Source organism: Hymenobacter sp. IS2118 (assembly GCF_000715495.1).
Taxonomy (GTDB): domain Bacteria; phylum Bacteroidota; class Bacteroidia; order Cytophagales; family Hymenobacteraceae; genus Hymenobacter.
Map to the genome: position 1 here is coordinate 1 of NZ_JNLX01000075.1, position 24,614 is coordinate 24,614.

At 59.3% G+C, this 24,614-nt stretch carries 20 protein-coding genes and 2 rRNA genes; 14 read left to right on the forward strand and 8 right to left on the reverse strand.

Annotated features, from left to right (window positions below):
• The 4 genes from GM79_RS06330 (at position 1) to GM79_RS06345 (ending at position 6,020) form a co-directional block, all read left to right on the forward strand.
• A 23S ribosomal RNA gene (locus GM79_RS06330) occupies positions 1-2,920 on the forward strand.
• 128 nt (positions 2,921-3,048) lie between these two features.
• Positions 3,049-3,160, forward strand: a 5S ribosomal RNA gene (gene rrf / locus GM79_RS06335).
• A 233-nt stretch (positions 3,161-3,393) separates the two neighbouring features.
• Positions 3,394-4,689, forward strand: a complete 1,296-nt coding sequence (gene rodA / locus GM79_RS06340) for a rod shape-determining protein RodA (protein ID WP_035560973.1) — start codon at positions 3,394-3,396, stop codon at positions 4,687-4,689.
• The gene (locus GM79_RS06345) at positions 4,689-6,020 is read left to right on the forward strand and encodes a hypothetical protein (RefSeq protein WP_035560975.1); all 1,332 of its coding nucleotides are present in this window, start codon (positions 4,689-4,691) and stop codon (positions 6,018-6,020) included. The genes rodA and GM79_RS06345 overlap by 1 nt, the downstream gene beginning before the upstream one ends.
• Here GM79_RS06345 and GM79_RS06350 read toward each other — a convergent pair.
• Both GM79_RS06350 and GM79_RS06355 read right to left on the reverse strand, forming a co-directional pair.
• Positions 6,006-6,959 carry a hypothetical protein gene (locus GM79_RS06350; protein ID WP_152559873.1) on the reverse strand — a complete coding sequence of 318 codons (954 nt, stop codon included), beginning with the start codon at positions 6,957-6,959 and terminating at the stop codon, positions 6,006-6,008. The genes GM79_RS06345 and GM79_RS06350 overlap by 15 nt on opposite strands.
• 103 nt (positions 6,960-7,062) lie before the next feature.
• Entirely contained in the window at positions 7,063-8,271 is a 1,209-nt protein-coding gene (locus tag GM79_RS06355; protein ID WP_035560979.1) for a hypothetical protein, read from the reverse strand.
• Positions 8,272-8,308: 37 nt separating this feature from the next.
• Between GM79_RS06355 and GM79_RS06360 the strand changes: the two genes are divergently transcribed.
• From GM79_RS06360 to recO, 4 genes are all read left to right on the forward strand, one after another.
• The gene (locus tag GM79_RS06360; RefSeq protein ID WP_035560981.1) at positions 8,309-8,629 is read left to right on the forward strand and encodes a 2Fe-2S iron-sulfur cluster-binding protein; all 321 of its coding nucleotides are present in this window, start codon (positions 8,309-8,311) and stop codon (positions 8,627-8,629) included.
• Between the two features lie 170 nt (positions 8,630-8,799).
• Positions 8,800-9,426 carry a thymidine kinase gene (locus GM79_RS06365; protein ID WP_035560983.1) on the forward strand — a complete coding sequence of 209 codons (627 nt, stop codon included), beginning with the start codon at positions 8,800-8,802 and terminating at the stop codon, positions 9,424-9,426.
• Positions 9,427-9,495: 69 nt separating this feature from the next.
• Positions 9,496-11,862 carry a two-component regulator propeller domain-containing protein gene (locus GM79_RS06370; RefSeq protein ID WP_035560986.1) on the forward strand — a complete coding sequence of 789 codons (2,367 nt, stop codon included), beginning with the start codon at positions 9,496-9,498 and terminating at the stop codon, positions 11,860-11,862.
• A gap of 233 nt (positions 11,863-12,095) precedes the next feature.
• On the forward strand, positions 12,096-12,818 hold the full coding sequence (gene recO, locus GM79_RS06375; protein WP_035560988.1) for a DNA repair protein RecO: 723 nt from the start codon (positions 12,096-12,098) through the stop codon (positions 12,816-12,818).
• A 98-nt stretch (positions 12,819-12,916) separates the two neighbouring features.
• On the opposite strand, the gene GM79_RS06380 is transcribed toward recO, so the two are convergent.
• From GM79_RS06380 to GM79_RS06400, 5 genes are all read right to left on the reverse strand, one after another.
• The gene (locus tag GM79_RS06380; protein WP_051718588.1) at positions 12,917-13,849 is read right to left on the reverse strand and encodes an FKBP-type peptidyl-prolyl cis-trans isomerase; all 933 of its coding nucleotides are present in this window, start codon (positions 13,847-13,849) and stop codon (positions 12,917-12,919) included.
• A gap of 144 nt (positions 13,850-13,993) precedes the next feature.
• Positions 13,994-14,512: an FKBP-type peptidyl-prolyl cis-trans isomerase gene (locus GM79_RS06385; protein ID WP_051718589.1), complete on the reverse strand. Its 519-nt coding sequence runs from the start codon at positions 14,510-14,512 to the stop codon at positions 13,994-13,996.
• Positions 14,513-14,521: 9 nt separating this feature from the next.
• Positions 14,522-15,118 (reverse strand): FKBP-type peptidyl-prolyl cis-trans isomerase, encoded by a 597-nt coding sequence (locus GM79_RS06390; protein WP_051718590.1) that lies wholly within the window; start codon positions 15,116-15,118, stop codon positions 14,522-14,524.
• A gap of 88 nt (positions 15,119-15,206) precedes the next feature.
• A complete protein-coding gene (locus tag GM79_RS22795; protein WP_051718591.1) occupies positions 15,207-16,250 on the reverse strand; it encodes an FKBP-type peptidyl-prolyl cis-trans isomerase in 1,044 nt (347 codons plus the stop codon).
• 38 nt (positions 16,251-16,288) lie between these two features.
• Positions 16,289-17,335 carry a DHH family phosphoesterase gene (locus tag GM79_RS06400; protein WP_035560991.1) on the reverse strand — a complete coding sequence of 349 codons (1,047 nt, stop codon included), beginning with the start codon at positions 17,333-17,335 and terminating at the stop codon, positions 16,289-16,291.
• Positions 17,336-17,557: 222 nt separating this feature from the next.
• Here GM79_RS06400 and GM79_RS06405 point away from each other — a divergent pair, with 222 nt between their 5' ends.
• The gene (locus GM79_RS06405; RefSeq protein WP_035560994.1) at positions 17,558-17,968 is read left to right on the forward strand and encodes a nucleoside-diphosphate kinase; all 411 of its coding nucleotides are present in this window, start codon (positions 17,558-17,560) and stop codon (positions 17,966-17,968) included.
• Positions 17,969-18,091: 123 nt separating this feature from the next.
• On the opposite strand, the gene GM79_RS06410 is transcribed toward GM79_RS06405, so the two are convergent.
• A complete protein-coding gene (locus tag GM79_RS06410) occupies positions 18,092-19,378 on the reverse strand; it encodes a nucleoside permease (protein ID WP_035560997.1) in 1,287 nt (428 codons plus the stop codon).
• Between the two features lie 317 nt (positions 19,379-19,695).
• Between GM79_RS06410 and GM79_RS06415 the strand changes: the two genes are divergently transcribed.
• The 5 genes from GM79_RS06415 (at position 19,696) to GM79_RS06435 (ending at position 24,405) form a co-directional block, all read left to right on the forward strand.
• The gene (locus GM79_RS06415) at positions 19,696-20,301 is read left to right on the forward strand and encodes a hypothetical protein (protein ID WP_035561000.1); all 606 of its coding nucleotides are present in this window, start codon (positions 19,696-19,698) and stop codon (positions 20,299-20,301) included.
• A 46-nt stretch (positions 20,302-20,347) separates the two neighbouring features.
• The gene (locus GM79_RS06420) at positions 20,348-20,947 is read left to right on the forward strand and encodes a hypothetical protein (RefSeq protein ID WP_051718592.1); all 600 of its coding nucleotides are present in this window, start codon (positions 20,348-20,350) and stop codon (positions 20,945-20,947) included.
• On the forward strand, positions 20,931-21,230 hold the full coding sequence (locus tag GM79_RS06425) for a winged helix-turn-helix domain-containing protein (protein ID WP_035561006.1): 300 nt from the start codon (positions 20,931-20,933) through the stop codon (positions 21,228-21,230). Before GM79_RS06420 ends, GM79_RS06425 begins: the two co-directional genes overlap by 17 nt.
• 133 nt (positions 21,231-21,363) lie before the next feature.
• The gene (locus GM79_RS06430; RefSeq protein ID WP_035561009.1) at positions 21,364-22,092 is read left to right on the forward strand and encodes a hypothetical protein; all 729 of its coding nucleotides are present in this window, start codon (positions 21,364-21,366) and stop codon (positions 22,090-22,092) included.
• A gap of 120 nt (positions 22,093-22,212) precedes the next feature.
• A complete protein-coding gene (locus tag GM79_RS06435; protein WP_161787133.1) occupies positions 22,213-24,405 on the forward strand; it encodes a carboxypeptidase-like regulatory domain-containing protein in 2,193 nt (730 codons plus the stop codon).
• Positions 24,406-24,614: the final 209 nt, after the last annotated feature.

Here is a 24,614-nt window from a genome sequence, read left to right on the forward strand (position 1 = left end):
AAGAAGTAAGAAAGAGCACACGGGGGATGCCTAGGGTCTCAGAGGCGACGAAGGACGCGATAAGCTGCGATAAGGCTGGGGGAGAGGCACATACTCGTTACATCCCAGCATTTCCGAATGGGGCAACCCCCTGACTGGAAGAGTCAGGAACCGACCAGCTTGACTGGCGGTGGCAAACGCAGGGAACTGAAACATCTAAGTACCTGCAGGAAAAGAAAATAACAATGATTCCCCAAGTAGTGGCGAGCGAACGGGGAGGAGCCCAAACCGGGTTGGTTACGGCCAATCCGGGGTTGTAGGACCACGACATCTGATTGAATCGAGTTAGCTGAAGCCCTTGGGAAAGGGCGCCATAGACGGTGAGAGCCCGGTAAGCGACAATTCTGATTCACGGTAGTGGGATCCTGAGTAGGGCGGGGCCGGAGAAACCCCGTCTGAATCGAGCGGCACCATCCGCTAAGGCTACATACTCCTGAGACACCGATAGTGAACTAGTACCGTGAGGGAAAGGTGAAAAGAACCGGGAATACCGGAGTGAAAAGAACCTGAAACCGTGTGCTTACAAGCAGTTAGAGGCCTTTAGTGGGCTGATAGCGTGCCTTTTGCATAATGAGCCTACGAGTTACTCCTCCCCGGCAAGGTTAAGCGCTTTAAGGCGCGGAGCCGCAGCGAAAGCGAGTCTGAACAGGGCGTGCAGTCGGGGGGGGTAGACGCGAAACTTTGTGAGCTACCCTTGAGCAGGTTGAAGGTGCAGTAACATGCACTGGAGGACCGAACCAGTTTCCGTTGAAAAGGATTTGGATGACTTGAGGGTAGGGGTGAAAGGCCAATCAAACTGAGAAATAGCTCGTACTCCCCGAAATGTATTGAGGTACAGCGTCGTGGTTGAGGTCATTGGAGGTAGAGCTACCAATAGGACTAGGGGGTGTCAGAGCCTACCGAATCCTGATGAACTCCGAATGCCAATGGCTATACACGGCAGTGAGGCCTGGGGTGCTAAGGTCCCCGGCCGAGAGGGAAAGAACCCAGACCAACAGCTAAGGTCCCTAAATCTAGATTAAGTTGAACAAAGGAGGTCCACTTGCTTTGACAGCCAGGAGGTTGGCTTGGAAGCAGCCATTCCTTTAAAGAGTGCGTAACAGCTCACTGGTCGAGCGAGCGGGCGTCGATAATACGCGGGCATCAAATCTAGTACCGAAGCTTTGGATTTAGTATGAAAGACTACTAAGTGGTAGGGGAGCATTCTCCTTGCGGTGAAGGCGTGTCGTCAGGCATGTTGGAGCGTGGAGAAAAGCATATGTAGGCATGAGTAACGATAATGCGGGTGAGAAACCCGCACGCCGATAGACTAAGGTTTCCAATTCAACGCTAATCGGAATTGGGTTAGTCGGGACCTAAGGGGAAGCCGAAAGGTGCACTCGATGGACAGCAGGTTAATATTCCTGTACTAATGAATGGAAGTGATGCAGTGACGCAGAAGTGAAAGCACCGCGGGCGGACGGAAGTGCCCGTTGAAGACCGTAGGTATTGGGGAGGTAGTTAAGTACGCCACTCTAGCCGAAAGTTGATAGTACCGTACGTTCTTCGGAACACGCGGATAGTGTGCCTAATCCGACTGCCAAGAAAACCTGCTAAGCGTTTTAACCCATTTATTACCCGTACCGCAAACCGACACAGGTAGTCAAGGAGAGTATCCTGAGGCGCTCGAGTGAATCACGGCCAAGGAACTCGGCAAAATGGACCTGTAACTTCGGGAGAAGGGTCGCTTCCTCGTTGCAAGACGAGAAGCCGCAGTGAAAAGGCCCAGGCGACTGTTTAACAAAAACACATGACTTTGCTAACGCGCAAGCGGACGTATAAGGTCTGACACCTGCCCGGTGCCGGAAGGTTAAGAGGGGAACTTAGTCGCAAGGCGAAGGTTTGAATCGAAGCCCCGGTAAACGGCGGCCGTAACTATAACGGTCCTAAGGTAGCGAAATTCCTTGTCGGGTAAGTTCCGACCTGCACGAATGGTGTAACGATCTGGGCGCTGTCTCAGCCGTGAGCTCGGTGAAATTGTAGTCTCGGTGAAGATGCCGAGTACCCGCCACGGGACGGAAAGACCCCGTGCACCTTTACTATAGGTTGCCATTGGTGTTGGGTTCGGCATGTGTAGCATAGGCGGGAGGCGCTGAGCCGGGGACGCTAGTTCTCGGGGAGCCGACGTTGAAATACCGCCCTTGCCGTGCCTGATGCCTAATCCCGAAGATTCGGGAGACAGTGGCTGCTGGGTAGTTTGACTGGGGTGGTCGCCTCCAAAAGAGTATCGGAGGCTTTCAAAGGTCCGCTCAGTCCGCTTGGTAACCGGACGCAGAGCGCAATAGCAGAAGCGGGCTTGACTGTGAGGCCGACTAGCCGAGCAGGGTCGAAAGACGGATATAGTGATCCGGTGGTTCCGCATGGAAGGGCCATCGCTCAAAGGATAAAAGGTACGCCGGGGATAACAGGCTGATCTCCCCCAAGAGCTCATATCGACGGGGAGGTTTGGCACCTCGATGTCGGCTCGTCACGTCCTGGGGCTGGAGAAGGTCCCAAGGGTTCGGCTGTTCGCCGATTAAAGTGGCACGCGAGCTGGGTTCAGAACGTCGTGAGACAGTTCGGTCCCTATCTGTGGTGGGCGTTGGAAATTTGACAGGACCTGTCCTTAGTACGAGAGGACCGGGATGGACCAGCCGCTGGTGCGCCGGTTGTACCGCCAGGTGCAGCGCCGGGTAGCTACGCTGGGACGAGATAAGCGCTGAAAGCATCTAAGTGCGAAACTCACCTGGAGATGAGATTTCCCAATGGAAGGCCCGTCGGAGATGACGACGTTGATAGGCGGCAGGTGAACAACTAGAAATAGAATAGCTGAGCCGTACTAAGTGGCCGAGGGCTTCTTTTAGAGCCGCACGCAAGTGCGGCTGGCGTCAAGCACGCACCATACGTTTCGTTTTTGTCCCCTTACGTCGAGTTATTGAGGGTTGCGTTCTTCTCACAAGAAGACAATAGAACACCGCAACCCCCGCCAGCAATGGTGGCTTTAGCCCGGGTGTTCACCTCTTCCCATTCCGAACAGAGTCGTTAAGCCCCGGTGCGCCTATGGTACTGCCTTCACCGGTGGGAGAGTCGGTCGCCGCCAACCTTATTGCCCAAACGCCCCCCGCCCGCTTTCACCAGCCCGCGGGGGGCGTTTGGCGTTACAGGCGTTTCCTAATGCTTATTCTGTGAAGCCGTAGCGCCTTGCATTGAAGGCAAAGTGCCAAATTGGTTTTCACTTTGCTACACAATAGCCACAATCTAAGTTAAGATTCTGTTCAAGATTAGATAAAATCTTAACTTAGCAAATACTGTTTCCCCAATTAGATATAATTATCTGTGCAAGTTTCGCCAGCACGTTACAGTCGTAGTATTGATTGGTTGACTGTGTTACTCTATGCATTGCTGGTTGGGATAGGCTGGGTTTGCATTTATGCATCAAGCTACTCGCTTGATTCGCCTGTTAATCCATTGGGGAGTTTAAGTTTTGATGAACTTATGGCGTTTAACTGGTTCAAACAAGTGCTTTGGATTGGGACGGCGTTTGTGCTGATTGTGGTACTGCTGGTAGTGGATTACAAGGCGTATGACACGTTAGCATATGTGCTGTATGCGGGAATGATTGTGTTACTGTTGGTAACTCTTTTCGTAGCGCGCCCTATTGGAGGTTCTCGGTCGTGGTTGGAAATTGGACCAGTAAGATTGCAGCCAGCAGAATTTGCAAAGTTCACAACTGCATTGGCTGCCTCGCGATTTATGGCGGGAATCAATTTGCGGAATCAGAATTGGCGTGACCAGATGTTACTTGCTGGCATAACTTTATTGCCGCCAGTGCTGATTATTGCTTCTAATGAGTCGGGGCAGGCGTTGGTATTTGCAGCGTTACTGCTAGCTTATTTTAGAGAAGGGATGTCCCCCCTGATACTGCTTTTGTTAGTGGTGGGAGGAGTTATCCTTTTGCTTGCTTTGCTGGTGCCGAAATTGTGGTTGGTCGGTGCTTTCACGGTTATACTTTTAACCGTTTTAGGGTTCAATCGTAGGGTGCTCCGGCATCATTTGCCGCTTGCTGTGGGTGTTTGGGCTGCTGTGGTGGGAATGGTAGTAGGAGTGGACTTTTTTTATAATAACGTTCTGCAGCCTCACCAACGGCAGCGCATTGAAATACTCATCAACCCATCATCAGACCCGTTGGGTAAGGGATGGAATGTGACACAGAGCAAAATTGCAATTGGGTCAGGAGGACTCGTTGGCAAGGGGTTCCTGCAGGGTACCCAGACCAAATTTGATTTTGTGCCCGAGCAGAGCACGGACTTTATCTTCTGTACAGTAGGTGAAGAATTCGGCTGGATGGGTAGCTGTTTGGTGATTGGATTGTATCTGGTTTTGCTTTGGCGAATTATCCACTTAGCGGAACGTCAAAAGTCAGTATTCGGACGAACATACGGTTACTGCGTGGCGAGTGTGCTGTTTTTTCACATAACTGTGAATATTGGGATGACTATTGGATTAGCGCCCGTAGTGGGCATTCCCCTGCCGTTTTTTAGCTACGGAGGTTCTTCCCTGTGGTCGTTTACTATCCTCTTATTTAGTTTGCTGGCACTGGATGCCTACCGCAAGCAAGACTTGGTGCGCTGATGACGGCTAAGGTGGTACCAGTTTGGATTTGGGCGGTATTGATAGCAGTACATGCACTTGCTTTGGGCTGGTCCCTCACTGCCGAAAAATGGTATTTTCCAGATTCCGATAGGTACTTGCAGGCCGCTGAAAATTTGCGGATTCACGGACAGCTTTATGCCCGTGCTTTGCCTGTTGGTTTGTTACAAGGAGAGGCAATTCAGGAATATACGATTAGGCCACTTGGTTATCCGGTGGCTTTACTGGTTTTAAATAGTGCGAAGCAGCCGGTACTGCTACTAATAATTCAGAACCTGTTAAGCATTCTGACTATTGGATTGGTAGTAGCTTACTGGGCCCGTTGGTGTAAACCTGAGCCGAAGAAGTGGGGTTGGGTAGTACTGATTTTGTTGACTTTTCCGGCGCAGTACATTTATGCCAATGCCGTGATGAGTGAAATGCTCCTGCAAGCGGTGGTGGTAATGCTGATGATTAGTGCCTTGCTCTTTATCAGGACCAAAAGGAGTCGGTATTTCGCGGGAGTAATGGGGGCCCTGGTTCTGGCGTTGCTGCTGAAACCGGTTTTTTACCCGTTAGCAGTTGGACTGGGGGGGATGGGCGTACTGATTGCGTGGCGGCGCAGGAAATGGGTGCTGGGGCTATTGGGACTAGTGCCTTTGCTCGTGACGGGGGCCTACATGGAATGGAATGAGCAGCGCACGGGGTATTTCCATTTTTCAAGTATTGCCGAAATCAACCTGTTGTATTACAACGCAGCTGGGGTAATTCGGCAGCAAACCGGACCAGCGGCCGAGGATACTTGGGTGAAGGCAGTACTGCGAAAAGCAAATGCCCAGCCTACTTTCGCCCAGCGCCAGCAATTGATTCGTAAGGAAGCGGTAGCCGTATTATGGGCGCATCCGCTGCTATATGCCCGCCAACAGGCGTTGGGAATGGGCGCCTTTTTCCTGGACCCCGGCCGATTTGATATCAGCCAGTTTTTGGGTTTGAAACCACCTGTCGGCGGGGGATTGCTGGCACAAGTCCGGGACGGGGGTTTGCTACAGGCCCTCGCCAAGTTGCCCTTAGGGTTGCTTGGGGGGCTGGCGATGGTATTGTTGGCCAACGTAGTCCGCTTGGTATTGGCCGTGCGGGGGCTGCTGTTGCTTCGAAGGGGAGGACCGATGCTGCGCGCCGGGGGCTGGCTCGCAGCTGGGTTGCTGCTGTACGTGGCCGTGGTAACGGGCCCGTTGGGCGCGGCCCGCTTTCTGATGCCGGTATGGCCGGTGCTGTTAGGATTGTCGCTAATCGGCTTGCAGGGGCCGAAAAAGAGCCATTCAGCTGCGCAATAAGCGGCGGCCGTGCGTGAAGACCAATGCCAACGCGGCACAGAAAACCGGCGCGAATAGGTAGCCCATGCGACCCAGGTCACCCGAAAGCAGCATGTGCAGCAACACCACAGCCAGCAAGCCGACCTCGGGCACGCCCAGGGCGGCGTAGAAACTGGCGGATGGGTTATTACGCCTTTTTTCCAGCCACACGGCAATGGGAAAAATAAGGGTGAACAGGCCGAAGATGCTAAGTAGCTCGCCAATGCCTTTGGCCGAAAAAGCGCGGCGCATCGAGTAAGTCAGGTTTTCAAGATGCTCCAGGGCATTGGAAATAGACTGAGTAGGCGGCGCAGCTATGCTATTATCAACAAGCCGGTGCACGGCGAAGAGGGCGGCCAGGCCTACGGCTAAGGCCAGCAGCTGCCGGGGCCAGGCAAGGGTGTTGCGGCCAAACCAAAACAGCCACGGCAGCAGCAGGAAGAACGATTCCTTGGCAATGGGACCGAGCACAAGTGCCAGAATCAAGGCCCAACTCCCGGCTGGACCGCGGCGGATTCCATAGTACGCCAGACCAAAAACCACCAGGTACAGGCTGTCAGTAAGGGGGAGGCCAGCGGCGTACGCGGCCCAGCGACTGGTGAGCACGGCCAGCATGGCGAGCGCCGCCGCTTCCGCAGTGGCACCGGTGAGCCGGGCGGCATTGAACCAGCAGGCCGCCGCCGCCGCCAGCAACAGGCAGTTGACCAGATAAAAAGCAAAGCGCAACGGCCATAGCCCGGCGGGGCGCTGCGGCCACACCTTTGCGTAGACTTTGGTGAGAGGGGCGGCTACGACGGCCGCGGCGGCCGGTACCAGCACCCGGTACCGGTGCGTTACCCGCGTGCTATCGAAACGCCCGGCGGCCATGCGCAGATAGCTGCGCGTGTCGGGCGAGTGGGAAAAATCAAAGTGCACGTACATGGGATAGGCCAGACTGGCCAGCGCCGCCACTGCCAGTAGCCAGGGTAGCAGCCAGCGACGGACCCAGGATTTCCCCAGTCGTGCATTAGAAACGGATGGAGAACTAGGCAAACTTGCGCTCAATGAGCTTCAGAAGCTTGTTGACGTGCTCTTCCTTGCGGTTCCAATCGTAGCGTTGAGACAAGTCGCCGGTAACATAAGCGCGGGCCTGGTCGGCAGTTCCCAACGAGTCGAGGTGCTGAATGGTGGCGTGGTAATCCATGTTTTCACCGCTGAATAGCTCGTTGATGAAGCTGAAGCGCTGATTGATGGAAATGGCTTCGCGCAATGTCTCAACTTTCGGGCCCGTGCGCTCGGCCAGCTGAGAAGGTGCCGCGCTTGCGCGCAAAGTGTCGGCCAGCAGGGATGCACTGGGCTGGCTGGCTTTCAGCTTTTCGTGCAGGGGCACACTGGCTACTTCCGCAGTTAGCACCGGCTGGGTTGGGGCCATTGGCTCAGCAGCAAGCGTGGGGGAAGCTGATACCGCCGCTACTGACGGAGCCTCTACTAACGGAGTCGCTACAAACGACGGGACGGAGACGGGTGCAACTTCTGGTGCAACGGCCACGGGAACGGTTGCTGGCCGGGGCTCGATAACCGGCACAGCCTGTGTAACCGGCACGGTCGTGGTCGATACCGGGCCATCCTCAAGCAAATCGGCGGTGGTGAGCGGGAGCAGGGCGCTAAGCTCATCTACCACGCGCTGCATGGGCTGGTGGGCCTTGTAGTTGGCCGCGTGGTAGAGCTCGAAGCGGTGCGTCAGGAAGTCGCGACTCAGTTCGCTACTGGCTGGCAGGCTGTCCACGAATCCTTCGTAAAAGGCTTTGTCCACGTCGATGTAGCGCAGGTTGGCGCGCAGCCCTGGCAGCGTGAATGTTTCGGCACTGCCCAGAATCAGGCGCTGGAAGCTGGCAGCCGGGTCCGCCACAATGGTCAGGGTGTCGGCGGCGGCCTGGGCCAGCAAAGGCTCAAAAGCGCCGCGGCCCAGACTGATGTGGCGCGAAAGCACATTCATGAACTGCGTGAGCGCTGCTTGCACCGGCGCCGCCTCAAAATCGAAATAGGGGCTGCGCAGGCGAGCCGTTTCATCTTGCCACTGGCCAAGCAACTGGCGTACTACCAGTAGATTGAGTTGGCGAATGGGAGTGAATTTGAGTACTGCCGGACCATCGAGGGCGGCGGCGGACTGGGAGCCGAAGTGCTGGTCGCAGAGCCGTGTGGCCAGACGGCGACCGTATTGCGCACACTTGGCGAGGCTATATTTGTCGTTCATAAAAAGGCCGGGTTTCGGTGGCCGAAGTTAGGCATAAATGGCCCTCTTAACGATTGAAAACTTACCGGGTGCCGTGTTGACGGTGCCCGCCGGGGCCACGCTGCTGGCCGCCCTGCAAGCCGCCGGCCACGACTGGATGCACGCCTGCGGCGCCAAAGGCCGCTGCACCACCTGCCGCCTGCAGGTGCGCACCGGCCTGGAAAACCTCAGCCCGCCGACGGCGGCCGAGGAGCGCTACCGGGCCGCCGGGCGCCTGCTCGCCCACGAGCGGCTGACCTGCCAGGCCCGTCTGGCCGCCGGCGACGTAGTGGGCCGCGTGCCCGAAGCCACGCAGCTGCCCCACGTCCGGTACAGCTAATCCCAAATGCGGAGTTGCCGGAATTATTGACGGCAACGCACCGTGGTGGAAGGGCAGACGGTCAGCGGGTTTACTGGAGCAGGTTGGGAAGCGCCGTGAAATTGCGGCTTCGTCCTCGGTGGTTCGTTCCTAACTTTAGGTTTCCAAATCATTTCAAGCCCGCTAGTACCTTGTTTATCGAACCCCGCGTCGGCAACCGTCACCACGCCCCCCGCCGGGGCTGGATTGAAGTGGTGTGCGGCTCCATGTTCTCGGGCAAAACCGAAGAACTCATTCGCCGCCTGACCCGTGCCCGCATTGCCCGGCAGCAGGTGGAAATTTTCAAGCCCGCCGTGGACACCCGCTACGATGCCGAGGACGTGGTGAGCCACAACGCGGCCCGCATCCGCTCGACGCCGGTGGCCCTGCCATCCGAAATTCTGCTGCTCGCCGCCGGTTCCGACGTGGTGGGCATTGATGAAGGCCAGTTTTTTGACGATTCCCTGGTTGACGTTTGCCTGCAGCTGGCCAATAATGGTACCCGCGTCATCGTGGCCGGGCTCGACATGGATTACCTGGGGCGGCCGTTCGGGCCCATGCCGGCGCTGCTGGCCACGGCCGAATACGTGACCAAAGTGCACGCCGTGTGCGTATGCTGCGGCGAAATTGCCTCATACTCGTATCGCATTGCGGCCAGCGAAAGCCAGGTGCTCCTCGGCGAAACCGACTCCTACGAAGCCCGGTGCCGGCCGTGCTTTCTGGCGGGCATGCAGGCCAAGTCACTGGCCTCGGAGGGCCGCTCGGCCACTACGCACTAAATGGCCGGGCTGAGCGTTGGCGAAAGCAGTCCTGCTGCTTCTATTTAAACCGTGTTTTTTGCTGAGCGTATGTTGCACATTTTCCGTTGTTTGCTGGTGCTGACTGGCGTGTTTTTATGGGCCGGTACCGCCCGTGCACAAAGCACCGCGGGCTACGGCGACTGGCAGCTGCATCTGCCCACCAACCGCCCCCTGCGCCTGGCCGATAGTGGCGACCGGGTGTACGTGGCCACGGAAAGCAACTTTTATTTTCTGGATAAAAAGCTGAACACCACCCAGGTGCTTTCGCGGCGCGACGGGCTGAATGACGTGGGCGTGGTGGCGCTGGCCTACGACTCGGTAACGCGGCAAACCGTATTGGCTTACAAAAATACTAACATCGACATCCTGCAGCCCAACGGCCGCGTGCGCAACCTGAACGACGTGCTGCGCAAGCCAATCCAGGGCAGTAAAGTCATCAATCAGGTGTCTGTCGGGGCCGGAAAAGCCTACTTGTCAACCAGCTTTGGCCTTGTGGCGATTGATTTGGCAAAGCTTGAGATTACCGATACGTACAGTAACATCGGTCCCGGCGGTACCGTGGTGACCGTTTATGATGCCGCAGTGGCTAATGGGGGCCTTTTTGCAGCTACTTCCGTGGGCTTGCTACGGGGAGCGCTGACCAGCAACCTGCTCGATTACCGCAACTGGACGCAGTACTTGCCGGTGCCACTTTCCCCCAACCCGGCGCAGCCCATCTACCGTACCCTGGCCGCTTATGCCGGGCAGGTGTACGCCGGGGTAGAAGGGAATAACGTTTACAGGTACGTGCCGGGAAATCCGGGCGCGTGGCAGCTGGTGCCCAATACGTACTCGGCACAGTTTCGCAGCCTGCGCGGCAGCAGTACCGGCGTGTTTATCGTCGACGACGCCGCCGGGGTGCGCCGTATTGATGGCAACGGTGCCGTAACCACCGTGGTGCCACCAACCGGCGGCACCTCCACGCTGGACGCCGCGCGCTCCCGCGACGGCAGCTACTACGTGGTCAATTACAACCTCGGCTTGCAGCGGGTGCAGCCCGGCTCGGGCCAGGCTCCGGAGCAGTTTGTGGCCAACGGCCCCGAATCCAACCTGGCATTCAGCATTCTGGCCGATGCCCGCAGCAACAAAGTCAACGTCTTCACGGGCGGGTATTCGGAGCGCTACGTGCCCTCGGGCCTCCGGGCGGGGTTCTACGAGTTTGCCGGCGGGCAATGGACCAATTTTACGGCATCGGCTTTTCCTTCGTCCTCGGATTTCCCTAACCCGCTGAGCCCCGTGCGCGGCACCCGCACCCCGGATGGCACCTTGTACGTGGGCAACAACGGTGGGGGCCTGCTCGAATGGCAAGGCCCCGGAAAGTTCCGGCAATTTGGCCAGGGCACGCCCACCGGCAGCCCACTGCTGGGCACGTTTGGTCTCCCGCAACGGGTAGAAGTGACCGACGTGACGGCCGACGCCGCGGGCTTAGTGTGGGTGGTGAACCGCCACTTACGCCCAAACACTTCGGGCCTGTTTATTCTGGACCCGGTGGCCACCACCTGGCGCACCATCCCGTGGGTGTCGGGCCTGGAGGCACTCGAACGCATCGTGCTCGATGATAATGGCTACGCGTGGGTGTCGGTGTCGCGCAAAACGGACCCTACCAACGCGGCGCTCGGAATCTTTGCAATTGACCCTGCATTGGTCAACCCCAACCCGCCGCGTTTCTTCACTACGGCGTCCGGCTTGCCCGACAACCAGATTTACGAGCTGGCCAAGGACCGGCGGGGTAGCATTTGGGCCGCCACCATCAAAGGCGTGGCGGTATTTAACGACCCCAGCGGGCCGTTTGAACCCAATACCGGGTTCACGCTGCCCTTTGTGACGCGGGGCGAAGGCACTGGCTTTCCCGTGTTGTTTACGGAGGCCGTGCGCACGCTGGCCATTGATGGCGGCGACCGTAAGTGGTTTGGCACCGACAACGGTCTGTGGCTCTTCAGCCCCGACGCCGATGAGGCGCTGCTGCATTTCACCACCGACAACAGCCCGCTGCCGTCCAACCGCATCGTGGACGTGAAAGTGAACGACAAAACCGGCGAAGTGTGGGTGGCCACCGACGCGGGCGTGGTGGCCTACCGGGGCTCGGCCAGCATCACCGAAGGCAAGCCAACGTGCGCGGCCGTATTTCCCAATCCCGTTCGGGCCGATTTCGCGGGAACTGTGGGCATCAGCGGCTTGGCCAACAACGCCCTAGTGAAGATTACCGACGTGGCCGGGCACCTGGTGTACGCCACCACCGCCAACGGCGGCACCGTTACCTGGAACCTGGCCAATGCCAACGGCCAGCGCGTTCGCTCGGGCGTTTATCTGGTGCTGACGTCGGACGCCGACGGCAAGAATACCTGCGTGAGCAAAGTGGCCGTGTTGAGCAAGTAAGTAATAAGCTTTAAGCTACAAGCCGCAAGCCGCAAGATTTCATCTTGATTGTCAATCGGTTGCTAATTATTTGATGCGCGTCTGCTTTTTGCGCAACTGCTTAAGCGCAAAAAGCAGACGCACCGCACCCGAAGCAGTGCCGCCAGCCAGGTAACCGGTTGTATCCACAAGGATGCCGTAATTATAGGAAGAAGGCTAACGGCTAATAGCTGGCAGCTAACGGCTAACGACTTATGCTAATAAAAACCAGGGGCATCGTCCTCAGCTACCTCAAGTATCGCGAAACCAGCATCATTGCCCGCGTCTACACCGAGCGGTTGGGGGTGCAGAGCTACATTGTGAACGGCGTGCGCAAGGCCAAACCGCCGGGCCGTATCGCTTTATTTCAGCCGTTCACACTACTCGACCTGGTGGCCTACGTGGCGCGGGGCAGCGGCGGCCTCACCCGCCTCTCGGAGTTCCGGTGTTCGGAGCCCTTCACCACGCTGCCCTACGAGGTGCAGAAAAGCAGCGTGGTCCTTTTTCTGTCCGAAGTAGTAGGGCGGGCCGTGCGGGAAGAAGAGCAAAACGAGCCGCTTTTTCAGTTTCTGCACGATTCCATTCTCAAATTTGACCAGCAAACCAAGGGCAGCGAGAACTTTGCCCCCGTGTTTCTGCTGCGTTTGGCCAGCTATCTTGGCTTCGGCATCAGCTCGGGCGCTGAGCTGACCGACCAGGTGATTATGGCGGGCCACGCGCCCACCAGCAAAGGCGCTACCGGCCCGGCCACGCTACGGCTGCGCGAATTCGAAGTATACTTCGACGAGCTGCTGCGTGACCCCGCCACGAGCAGCATTCCCAACGGCCGCGTGCGGCACGAGCTGCTCACGGTGCTCATTCGGTACTACCAGCTGCACGTAGAGCAGATGGGCGAAATCCGCTCCCTGGATATTCTCTCGCAGGTACTGGCGGAGTAGCCGCGTTGGTTGTAAGTTGCTTGTTATCAGTTGTCAGCGCATCAATAAAGGTCTGACTGACAACTGACAACAAGCAACCAACAACTAAAGCGGCGCGGCTACTTGAAATCCACCAGCTCTACTTCGAAGCGGAGTACGGCATTGGCCGGAATGTCGGCGCCCGCGCCACGGGCACCGTAGGCCAGGGCCGAGGGAATAAGGAGCACTGCCTTGCTGCCCGCCGGGAGCATGGCAATGCCTTGGTCCCAGCCTTTAATAACCTGCCCGGTGCCGAGCGGAAAAGCAATGGGCTCGTTGCCATGCTTGGCCGAGGAGTCAAACTCCTTCCCGGTGGCCAATACGGTGCCCCGGTAGAGCACACGCACGGTTTGCCCTTGCTTGGGGGGCAGGCCTTTGCCCGGCTGGGTGATGAGGTAGTACGTGCCGCCGGCCGTTTTTTTGGCTACGAGTTTATTCTTCTTAAGATAAGCGTCGATTTGGGCATTGTCCTGCGCCGTTTGGGCCAATGCCTGCTGGGACTTGATTTTTTCCTGACGAGCCGTCATTTCGGCGATGCTGAGCAGTTCGCGCGCGCTAGCTGTTACCACCAGCGTGTTGCCGCTTTTGCGGATGAATGGCGGCACCGGCTGCCGGAAGGTCTTGGCAAATACGCTGTCGGCCTGAAACCGAAACACTGCGCTATCGCCGGGCAGGAGCAGGCCCAGGGCTTCTTCCAACCCGCCGGGCGTGGGGGAGGCGGGCAGGGGCACCGGCTGCGGGGTGGGCTGAACCTGGCGCGAATTCATCACCACCGAGTCGCGCCCCGTGCGAAATTCCATAAAAACCAATAGCAGCTGGCCGGCGCGGCTGGCATAAGGCGCATCGGTGGCGGCCAGGGCGCGGGGTTGGTAGCGTCCGGCCGCATCCTTACGGAACAGCCGGTACTCCGTGCCCGTCGGCAGGCGCGAAAAGCCACTGGCGGCGCTCTGAGCATGAACCGGTTGCAGAAAAGCAAACAGCGCGCAGACTGCGCTGAGAAGGAAATAACGCATGTAGGTAGTTGATAGCCAAAAAATAACTGATGTTACGTCACCCAGACGCCAACCACACCTCCTAATCCTTGGGGGCCCGTGAGGTTGGCGTCTGGGTTGCATAACATCAAAAAATAGCAAATTCCGCCGCAGGCAAAGGAGGAATCAGCGCACGCTTAGAATTTGCAGCTCGAAGAGCAGCTCTGTGTCGGGCGGAATGACGAACCGGCTGTCGTCGTCAGGGTCGCGGACGCCAGCCGCGCCGTAGGCCAGGGCGGCGGGTATCCAGGCCCGTACCCGCGAGCCCTCGGGCAAAAGGGGCAGCAACTCGTCCCAACCCGGAATGACTTCGCCCCGGCCCACGCGGAAGCGTAACGCCCGGCCGGCGGCCTCGCTGGCGTCAAAAATGTGGCCATCGGGTAGGAAGCCGGTGTAGCGCACCGCCACCCGCCGGCCGGGCTGTGCCAGCGGGCCCGTGCCGCGCTCCCGAAACAAAAAACGCACCCCGTTCTGCGTGACTTGCGGAACGAGGCGCGTCGTATCGGTGCCCGTGGCCGAAGCGGTGGGAATAGATGGCACCGCCGGCTTTGCGCCTGGCTGGGCGCGGCCAGCCGTAGCGATGAGCAGCAGGAGTACCAGCCACAAACTGCTTACGCTACGTGTTATGCCGGCAGCTTGCTTCATTGCAATGCTTTAAAAAACCTCAAGGACTTCAATGTCGAACAACAAAGCCGAATCTGGCGGGATGCTGCCAGTCTGGCCTTGGGTACCGTACGCCAAGCGCGAAGGAATGAGCAGCAGCTTGCGGTCACCTTTTTTCATCAGTAGCAAGCCTTCGCTAAAACCGGCAATGGCGCCGCTACCCGCCGTGAAAACGGCACAGCCGCACTCCGTACGATTTTCAGAGGAGTTGTCGAAAACGGAGCCGGCCGGAAACCGGCCATCGCCGGGCGAAGCCGGATAACCCGTGGAGCCGGGCTGGGCGCCATTGCTCAACAGCCGCCCCACGTACTTTACGCTCACTTTCTTGCCCGCCGTAACGGCCGGGCCCGTGCCTTCAACGAGGGGAACTACGTACAGCCCCGAATTGGTGCGTACTGCATTGGTTATCTGGTTGCGGGCCAAGTACTTCTGGATGGTGTCTTCATCGATAACCCGCATCAGCTCGTCGTGCTCCCGCAACGACTTCTGAACGGTCGTTTCGGTGTTGCAGCTCCACAGGGCCGGTACAGCCAGCAGCAGGCTTAGCGCCAGCGTCAGGTAACGGGAACGCAGGATACTATTTTTCATAAAGCAGGGGTAAAAAATAATCCGGCCAACGGAGGCCTGGGCAGCTGTGCCGCACCGCCCGTTGGCCGGAAATCAGAATGCTAAAAGCTTATTGGATATCAACAAGTTCCACTTCGAAACGCAGGGGCGAGTCGGCGGGAATGTCGGCGCCGGCGCCACGGGTGCCGTAGGCCAACGACGAGGGGATGAGCAAAATGGCCCGGCTACCCTTGTTGAGCTGGGCAATGCCCTGGTCCCAACCCGGAATCACCGCGCCCTGGCCGAGGGGGAATTCAATGGGCTTGCCGGCTTTGTCCGACGAGTCGAACTGCTTGCCGCTGAGCAGCGTGCCGTTGTAGTTCACGCTCACCGTCTGGCCAGCGTTGGGCTTGGGGCCAGTGCCGGGCTTCAGCACCTGGTAGTACACGCCCGAAGGTAGTTTCTGCACGTTCAAGCCGTTTTTCTTCACGTATTCCTGTAGAATGGCGTCGTCCTTTTTCAGCTGGGCTACCACTTCCGGGGCGGCCATTGCTTTGGCCTGGGCGTCGGCCTGCTCCTTCATTTGCTTGGCGTACTCGGGCGAGGCCATGCGCTGCTTCATTTGCGCCGCCATGGCGCGCTTTTGCAGCTCCGGCTGCATGGCCTGAGCTTCTTCCTGCGTGATGAGCTTATTGGTGGTGGCCACGTACATCATCACCACGTTGCCGCCTTTGCGCAAGAATGGTGGCACGGGCTGGCCCGATTTGGGCTTAATCAGCGAGTCGACCTGGAAGCGGAACACGCCGCTGTCGCCGGGCTGCAGCATGGAAAGGGCTTCATCGGGGGCACCTTTGGTCTTGATTTCCTGCAGGGGCAGGGGCACGGGCAGGCCTACGTCGCGGCGGGTGTTTTGCAGCACGGAGTCCTTGCCGGTGCGGTACTGCATGTTGCCGAGCAGGAACTTGCCCACCCGGTCTTTGTAGGTGGGGTCGCCCTCGGGGCTGATTTCACGGCGTTCGTAGCCGTTGCCGACTTTCTTAAAAATCTTGTATTCGATGCCGGATTTGGTTTTGGCAAAGTCACCGCCGTCTTTGTTGCAGGCAGTGAGGGAAGCGAAACTCAGCACGCCGGCCGCCAGGGCCAGCTGCCGCACGGAGCGGGAGGAAAAACGCATGAAAATATAAGAAGTGAGGAATCAGAAACGGTTCAAAGTTACGCTACCGGCGGCGCTACGGCGGCAGGCAGGCCCGTAAGTTGTTCCTTGTACTCGGGCAGGATGCCAAGGAAACGCTCTATGGTTGCATCCAGGGGCAGGTAGCTGATGCCGCCGGACGCGTTGTGGTGCCCGCCACCATCGAAATGCCGGCGCGAAAAGTCGCTCACCGAAAACTTGCCCACCGAGCGAAAAGAAATTTTAACGGCCACGCCGCGGTCAATAAAAACGGCCGCGAACTGAATTCCCTCTATGCTCAGGGCGTAGTTCACGAGGCCTTCGGTGTCGCCGGTTTTGCTCTGGTACTGACGCAGCTCGTCCTGGGTGATGGCAATGTAGGCGGTGTTGAAGGTGCGGTTTACCACCAGTTTATCTTTCAAAACGAAGCCCAGAAAGCGCAGGCGGATTTCGGAATGCGAGTCGTAGATGCGGCGGTGGACCGACGAGAGGTCGATGTTGACCTTGAGCAGCTCGGCAATGATGAGGTGCACGTTGCGCGAGGTGCTGGGGTGGCGAAATGAGCCCGTGTCGGTCATAATGCCCGCGTAGAGCGCCTCGCCCAGGCCTTTGGTGATGAGGTCCTGGTGGCCCAGGTCGCGGATAATCTCGAAAATCAGCTCGGCAGTGGCCGCCGCGCTGGGCACCGAAAACACGATGTCGGCAAAGTCTTCGGGCTCCTGGTGATGGTCGACCAGGACTTTGGTGGCGCCGGCCTGTCGGATGTATTCGCCCAGCTCGTTGATGCGGCCCAGGCAGCTAAAGTCCAGGCAGCAAATAACTTCGGCCCGCGCAATGAGGTCGCGCACCTGTCGGTCGTTCTGGCGCTTGTCGTACACCACCACTTCGTCGTTGCCCTCCATCCAATCGAGGAAGGCCGGGTAATCGGAAGGCGTCACTACTGTGACGTGGTGGCCTTTTTGCTTGAGGTACCCCGCCCAGGCCAGTGAAGAGCCCAGCGCGTCGGCATCGGGCTTGTGGTGGGTGGTGATAACAACCTGCCGGGGCTGCGCGAGCAACGCCTGCAGGGCGGTAATGGAAGTGGACATCGATAACGGGATTGGCCTTCAAAGAAACTAAAGGCCGGTGGCTTACGAAATTATTGGGGCGGCAAAAGTCGGAAGAAATCCGTTCTCAACAACGCACTGCCCCCGGAAGGTTCGCCCAAACCCTGAGAACAGGCCGCTGGGCCAGCCCATCCGTAACCCTTGCGCTTTATGGCTACTTTTGTGACTTCATAACTTTTTTAACCAATTACCCCCGCCCGTTTTATGGCCACCAACCGCACCTTCACCATGATTAAGCCCGATGCCGTTCAGGAAAACCACATTGGTGGTGTTCTGAGCATGATTGAGGCTGGCGGCTTCCGCATCGTGGAGCTTCAGAAAATCAATCTTACCGCCGAGCGCGCGGGCCAGTTCTACGCCGTGCACGCCGAGCGTCCTTTCTACAACGACCTGGTAAAATACATGTCGAGCGGCCCCATCGTGGCTGCTATTCTGGAGAAAGACAACGCCGTGGCCGACTTCCGTACCCTCATCGGTGCCACCAACCCGGCCAACGCCGAGGAAGGCACCATCCGGAAGAAGTACGCCAAGAGCATCGAAGCCAACGCCGTACACGGTTCCGACTCCGACGAGAATGCCCAGATTGAAGGCGACTTCTTCTTCGGTAATAAGTAATCAGAAGCCGTAGATTGCGGAAAAAGCCCGCTCTGCATCATGCAGAGCGGGCTTTTTCTTTATGCCAAAAGCAGACTTTTTTTATACCAATCTTGTATTGTGGCGCTTATGCGCCGGCCGGAATCAGGCCTGCTCCAGCGTGAGCAGCGGCTCGGGGGGGAACGTGCCTTCTGTCGGCAGAGGCGTGTGCTTGTGCTTAAAGATGAACACGAACAGCACCGCAACAACCAGCGAATAGCCCGCAAATGTGAGCCAGATGCTGTGCCAGTCCTTCACGCCGTTGGCATCGGTGAAGTAGTGCTGGATGATGAGGCCACTGAGCGAGCTGCCCAGCACGGCCCCGAAGCCGTTGGTCATCATCATAAACAGGCCTTGGGCGCTGGCCCGGATACTGGGCTGCGTCTGCGTTTCGACGAACAGCGAGCCCGAAATATTGAAGAAGTCGAAGGCCATGCCGTACACGATGCACGAGAGGATAATCATCCAGAGGCCCGTGCCGGGGTCGCCGTAGGCAAACAGGCCGAAGCGCAGCACCCAAGCAATCATGCTGAAGAGCATAACCTGCTTGATGCCGAAGCGCCGCAAAAAGAACGGAATCGCGAGGATAAACAGCGTCTCGGAAATCTGCGAGATGGACATGATGATGGCCGGGTACTTCACCGTAATGGTGTCCTTGAACTCCGGATTCTGGTCGAAATCGTGCAGGAAGGTGTCGCCGTAGGCGTTGGTGAGCTGCAAGGCCGCACCCAGCAACAGGGCAAAGAGGAAAAACACCGCCATCTTACGGTCGCGCAGAATGGCGAACGACTTGAGGCCCAGGATTTCGGCCAGGCCCTGGCTGGAAGTGTTGGTGGACTGGGGCGGGCACTTGGGCAGCGTGAACGAATAAATGCCTAGCAGTACGGCTGCGCCCGCCGCCACGTAGAACTGGCTGGCTGATTTTTCGAAGCCCAGCAAACTCACCGTCCACATGGCCACAATAAAGCCGATGGTGCCCCACACGCGAATGGGCGGGTAGTCCTTCACCACGTCGAGGCCTTCGGTTTTCAGCACCGAAAACGACACGGCAATGGACAGAGACAGCGTGGGCATGTAAAAAATCATGTTCAGCAGTATCACCCAGAAGAATACGCCGGGGTCGTCGACCAACGGAATGGTGCAGAGCGTGATACCACCCAGAATGTGGAGGATGCCGTAGAGTCGTTCCGCGTTCACGTACTTATCGGCCACGATGCCCATGAGCGAGGGCATGAAGATGGAGGCGATGCCCATGGTGGAGAAAATGGCGCCAAACTGTGCGCCCGACCACTCCTTGGTTTGAAACCAGTACGCTCCAATCGTAATCAACCACGAGCCCCAGATAAAGAATTGTAAGAAACTCAATATGATGAGGCGCAACTTAGTATTCATGCGAAGTCTGATTAAAAAGAGAGTGGGATTTAGCTGCTAAAGATACACGCCGCATCGTTTAATGTGGAAATGGCTGAGTGGGTGGCGCTGTAGCAAGGGCGGCGGGGCAGGGGATAAGTATCCGCTTAGAAGGGGCTTTCAATAAATATTGAGCCGAGCAACTGGCGTGCGGCTGAGCGGTGCGCCAGCCGGCCGATGCACAGTGGCAGCTTCTGAAAATCTGCAAAAGCTCGCTGAAAAAAGTTTGCGAAGTAATTTGATTTATAAAATAAACCAGTTTACATTTGTTCTATCCTCACACCTAATTCACCGCTCCGATGAAAAACCTCGCCAGCCTCTCGCCCAGCTCCGCCATCAGCAGCCACGCTCGCCCGTTTGCCCTTGCTTCCGGGCAGCTGGCCGAGGCCGTGACCCCGACCGAGCTGCGGGCGTACGCCTTCACCTATGTGTTCCGCGGGCTGGTGGTGATGGTAGCCGCCCTGAGCAACTACGCGCTGGAGCACGCGGGCTTTGCCGCGCCCTGGCTGCCCTGGATGGTGCTGATGCCCCTGGCCGCCGTGGTGCAGGCGGTTCGGGGCCGGCGCCAGCAATCAGCCGCCAGCACGTCCACTGCCGCCAAGCAGATGCGCCTGCTGCAAAAGAGCTTCGTGCTGGTGCTGTTGATTGCCGTGGCCAGCGCCACCCAAATCGGTTGGGTCAACGCGCACCCGCTCATTCTGATGCTCTACGGCGTGGGTACGGTGGCCGCGGGGCGGGTGCTGGGCTTCCGCCCGCTGCTGTGGGGCGGCGCGGCGTGCGGGCTGCTGGGCGCCATTGCCGTTGTGGTGGCCGCCGATACCCAGCTGCTGCTCATTGCCGGGGCCATGCTGGTGAGCTACGTGGTGCCGGGCTACCTGCTGCACCAGCGCAGCCGTACGGCTTAGCGGCTGCTTTTTTTCTCCAACTGTTATCTCTTTATCTTTTTACGTCATGGAACCCCTCGAAAAACCCTTTTCCGCGCCCGACAGCCTGCGCCTGATTCAGCAGATGATACAGTCGGCGAAGCAGGACCTGAGCGATAATTCGTTTAACCTGCTGCTTTGGGGCTGGCTGGTGCTGGCGGCGGCCCTGACGCACTACGGTCTGCTGGCGCTCAACTACGACAAGCCCTGGGTGGCCTGGCCCCTGCTCATGGGCCTGGGCACGGTGGCTTCATTCGTCGACGGTGCGCGCCGGGCTCGCCGGGAGCGGGAGCGGGCGCGTACCGCACAGGGCGATTTCATGACTTATTTGTGGGCCGGCTTCGGGGTGCTCATGGTAATGCTCATCGGTATGGGCGCGGCCTCGGGCTGGCGCCTGGCGTATCCGCTCATCATTGCGCTCTACGGCCTGAGCACGTTTGCCACGGGCGGGGCGTTGCGCTTCCGGCCGCTGATTTGGGGCGGCGCGGCCTGCTGGCTGCTGGCCACGGTGGCGTTCCGGGTCGACTTTAAAGCGCAACTGCTGCTCATCGCTGCCGCCGTGCTGGTGGCCTACATCGTACCGGGGCACTTGCTCCGAAACCAATACCGCCGTGGCCGCACCGTTTAGCGACCTCGACCCGCTGCTGCACTCGCAGCTGCGGCTGGCGGTGATGAGCCTGCTGCTGAGCGTACGGGAAGCCGAGTTCAACTTCCTCAAGGAAAAGACCGGGGCCACCGCCGGCAACCTGAGCGTGCAGCTGGGCAAGCTGAAAGAAGCCAACTACCTCACCGTGACCCGGGAGATGAACGGCAGCTACCCGCTCACGCGCTGCGCCATCACGCCGGTGGGCGTGGCGGCTTTCGAGAAGTACGTGGCCGACTTGCAACGCTACCTCAAGCCCGGCGGCTAGTACCGCGCCGGCCCCTGCCCACATCCTGGTTTCCTGCTTGTCTGGCCGCTTTTGCGGGCCAGCCGGGCCGCGCCTTGTCCTTTTTTCTGCCCGTTTCTCTCCTCATTTTTCACGCCTCTAACCTGTTTTCGCCATGAAAAAGTACGTGTTCGTGTTGATGCTGCTGACTGCCGCCTTACTGCCCCGCATGGGCCGGGCCCAGGCCAACGGAGCCGCCGTGCTCGCCAATATTCAGAGCCGCCTCACCTGGCGCACGCCCACCGATTCGGTGCAGCAGCTGGCCGGGGCACTCGACCGGCTGCGGGCCCAAACCCCCAACCCCTACCTCAGCTATTGGGGCGCCTTTGCGCAATACCACCTGTACTTCCGCTACGGCAAGGACAAGCAGCGGGCCGAAGCGGCGCTCAACAAGGGCATCGCGCTGCTGGAAGACATTCCCACGAAGAACGCCGAGCACTACGCCCTGCTGTCGTTGCTGCAAGGCCTGAACCTGGAATTTGCCAACTTTCTCACCATCCCCTTCAAAGCCGGCACGGTGAAGGAAAATGCCGAAAAAGCCCTGACCCTGGCGCCTGACAACCTGCGCGCCCACTACGCGCGCGGCATCAACGATTTCTACACGCCCAAGCAGTACGGTGGCGGCAAAGTGGCCGCCGCGCATTTCAAGCAGGCCATTGCGCTGGCCGACAAGCCCGACCCCAACCCCTACGCCCCCGACTGGGGCAAAGCCGACGCCTACTGCTACCTGGTGGAAGCGCACAAGGCCACCGGCCAGGCCGGGCTGGCCCGCCAATACGGCACCGAGGGCTTGCGCAAATACCCCGCGCACGCCCGGCTCAAGGGCATTGTGGCCAAACTGTAAGGTCCAGACAGGCCGAACCGCTGCCGTTGGGGATGAGCAACGGCTCTCCGGCGCGACGATGAAAAATGCCGCCGTTGAACACTGAAAAAACCGGTTTCACATCCCCCTATCATGCTTTTCATGGAGTTGATTTGCGCGCAGCAATGCCTGCGTAGCCTGGCCGTGCTGTGCCTGCTGGCCGGGGCGGCGCGGGCCCAGCAGCCGCTGCTGCGTGGCATGGTGAGCGACCGCACCACCGGCGACAAGCTGCTGGGTGCCACGGTACGGCTGGCGAACTCGCCCGGCGCAGGCACCGCCACCGACCTCGACGGGGCCTTTGCGCTGCCGGGCCCTACGGCCGGGCGGCCCGATACGCTGCTGGTGAGCTACGTGGGCTACCAGCCGTGGCGCCTGCCGCTGACGGGCGCGCCGGCCGGGCCGCTGGCAGTGCGCCTGACGCCCGGCGCCGTGCAAACTCTGGCCCAGGTGGAAGTGACGGCCAAGCGGCCCATTGCGGAAGATTTTATGGTGCGGGAGTTGAACTTCCTGCAAATCGTGACCAACCCCGCCGCTTCGGCCGACCCGCTGCTGGCCGTGCGTACCCTACCCGCCGCCACCAACACCGACGAGTTGGCCAGCATCAGCCTGCGCGGCTCCGACCCCAGTCAGACCGCCATCTACCTCAACAACGTGCCGATTTACGACGCCGTGAAGTTTGCGCAGCTCAGCGGCCTGGGCACGTTCGGTATTTTTAGCGTCGATTTGGTGAAGTCGGTGCTGGTGTTTCCGAGCAACCCGCCGCTGGAGTTTGGCAACGCCGGGGCTGGCCTCATCAGCCTGAGCACCGACGAGCAGCCGCGCGCCCGGTTTCTGCAAGCGTCGCTGGGGCTGGCCAACTCCGGGGTGCTGGCGGGCACGCCGGTGGGCAAGCGGGGAATGCTCAAGGCCTACGTCAACGGTCAGGACGGCCGTCTGCTCCGGGCCGTAAATCCAGCCTCGTTTCGGCAGCTGCCCCGGCTAGGCCTGGTGGACGGCGGCGTACATCTGGCTACTAAAGTAGGCGAATACGGTACGTTCAAGGCATTTGCCTACGGCATTGCCGAGCAGTACACCTACCGCGTGCCGAACGGCCCTCCCGATAACCAATACCGCTACCGCAACCGCCGCGGCTTCTACACCCTCAGCTACGAGCAGGCCTGGGTCCGGGCCGACTTCGCCCTGGCCCAGGGCCTGAGCCTGCGCCGTGCCGACGATGCCGCGAGCAACTACCGCACCACCCGCCGCGGCCACGACGCCTACGCTGCCGCGCACTACCGCCGATACTGGACCGATGCGTTTTCGACCCGCGTGGGCCTGAGCTACGACGAGCGCCGCCTGAATGTGAACGGCGAGTTTCCCAGTTCCTCCGGGAGCGCCGACCCAACCCAACCCCCCACCTACACGGCTACATTTGGCCGCGGCCGCACGCTTTGGGAAGGATACCAGTACACCAAGCTGCGCCGCGGCCCCTGGACCACCGGCCTGGGCCTGCGCCTGAATGCCCTGCCGCGCCCGGCCCAACCCGGCTACCGGAGCGCCCAGCTCAACCTGCGCCGCGACCTGAGCGCGCGGCAGTTCCTGAACCTATCGGGTGGGCAGTACACGGCCACCACCACGCCCGAAGCCCTGCAGTTCCCGTACCTGCGCACCCGCACCCGCCAACTGGCGCTCGACTACAGCTACGCCCGGCCGGGCCTGACGGTAGCCGCCGCCGTGTACGCCAAAGACGAGCATTCCGTGGTGTCGGCGCGGCTGGTGGGGCTGGAAGCCTACGCCGAACGCAGTTTTGGCGCGCACTTTAGGGCCGATGTGGGCGTTGCGGCCGTGCGCGCCGCGCGTCTCAGCTTCGACGCCCAGGACCCCAATGCTGCTGCCCTGGCCCGCGCCCAGCGGCGTTACAACCTGCCCTTTTCGCTCAAAACCAACCTGCGCCTGGCCGGCAAGTGGGGCGAGCTGGGGGCTTTTGCCCAGTACCGGGCCGGCGCGCCATTCACGCCCGTGCTGGGCGCCACCACCGACCCCGCCACGGGCGCCGTGCAGCCGCAGTACGCCGCCACGCCCAACGCCGCGGCCCTCCCCAACTATTTCCGCGCCGATATTTCGGCCAGCAAGTTTGTGCGCCGTCCCAGCAAGGCTGGCAGCCTGGTGCTGTTCGCGGTGCTCAGCAACGTGTTCAACACCGAGAACGTGAGCGGCTATACCTACTCCGCCGACTACCAGCAGGCCACACCCACGCTTTTTCAGCGGCGCCTGCTCTACTTCGGGTTGGTGAAAACCTGGCAGCAAGGGCAATAAGCCATTAGCTGTCAGCTTTATTATTGACCTTACGCAGTTCAGGCGCAAACCCCTCCCCTCCGGGAGAGGGGGACTAGAATTAATTCTAAAAACTTGGTTGTTAGAACCTAAGACTAAAAACTAGTCCCCCTCTCCCGGAGGGGAGGGGTTAGGGGTGGGGTTTGCGGGCCTACTGCGTAACGTCAATTTATTATTGCCATTGAGCGTAA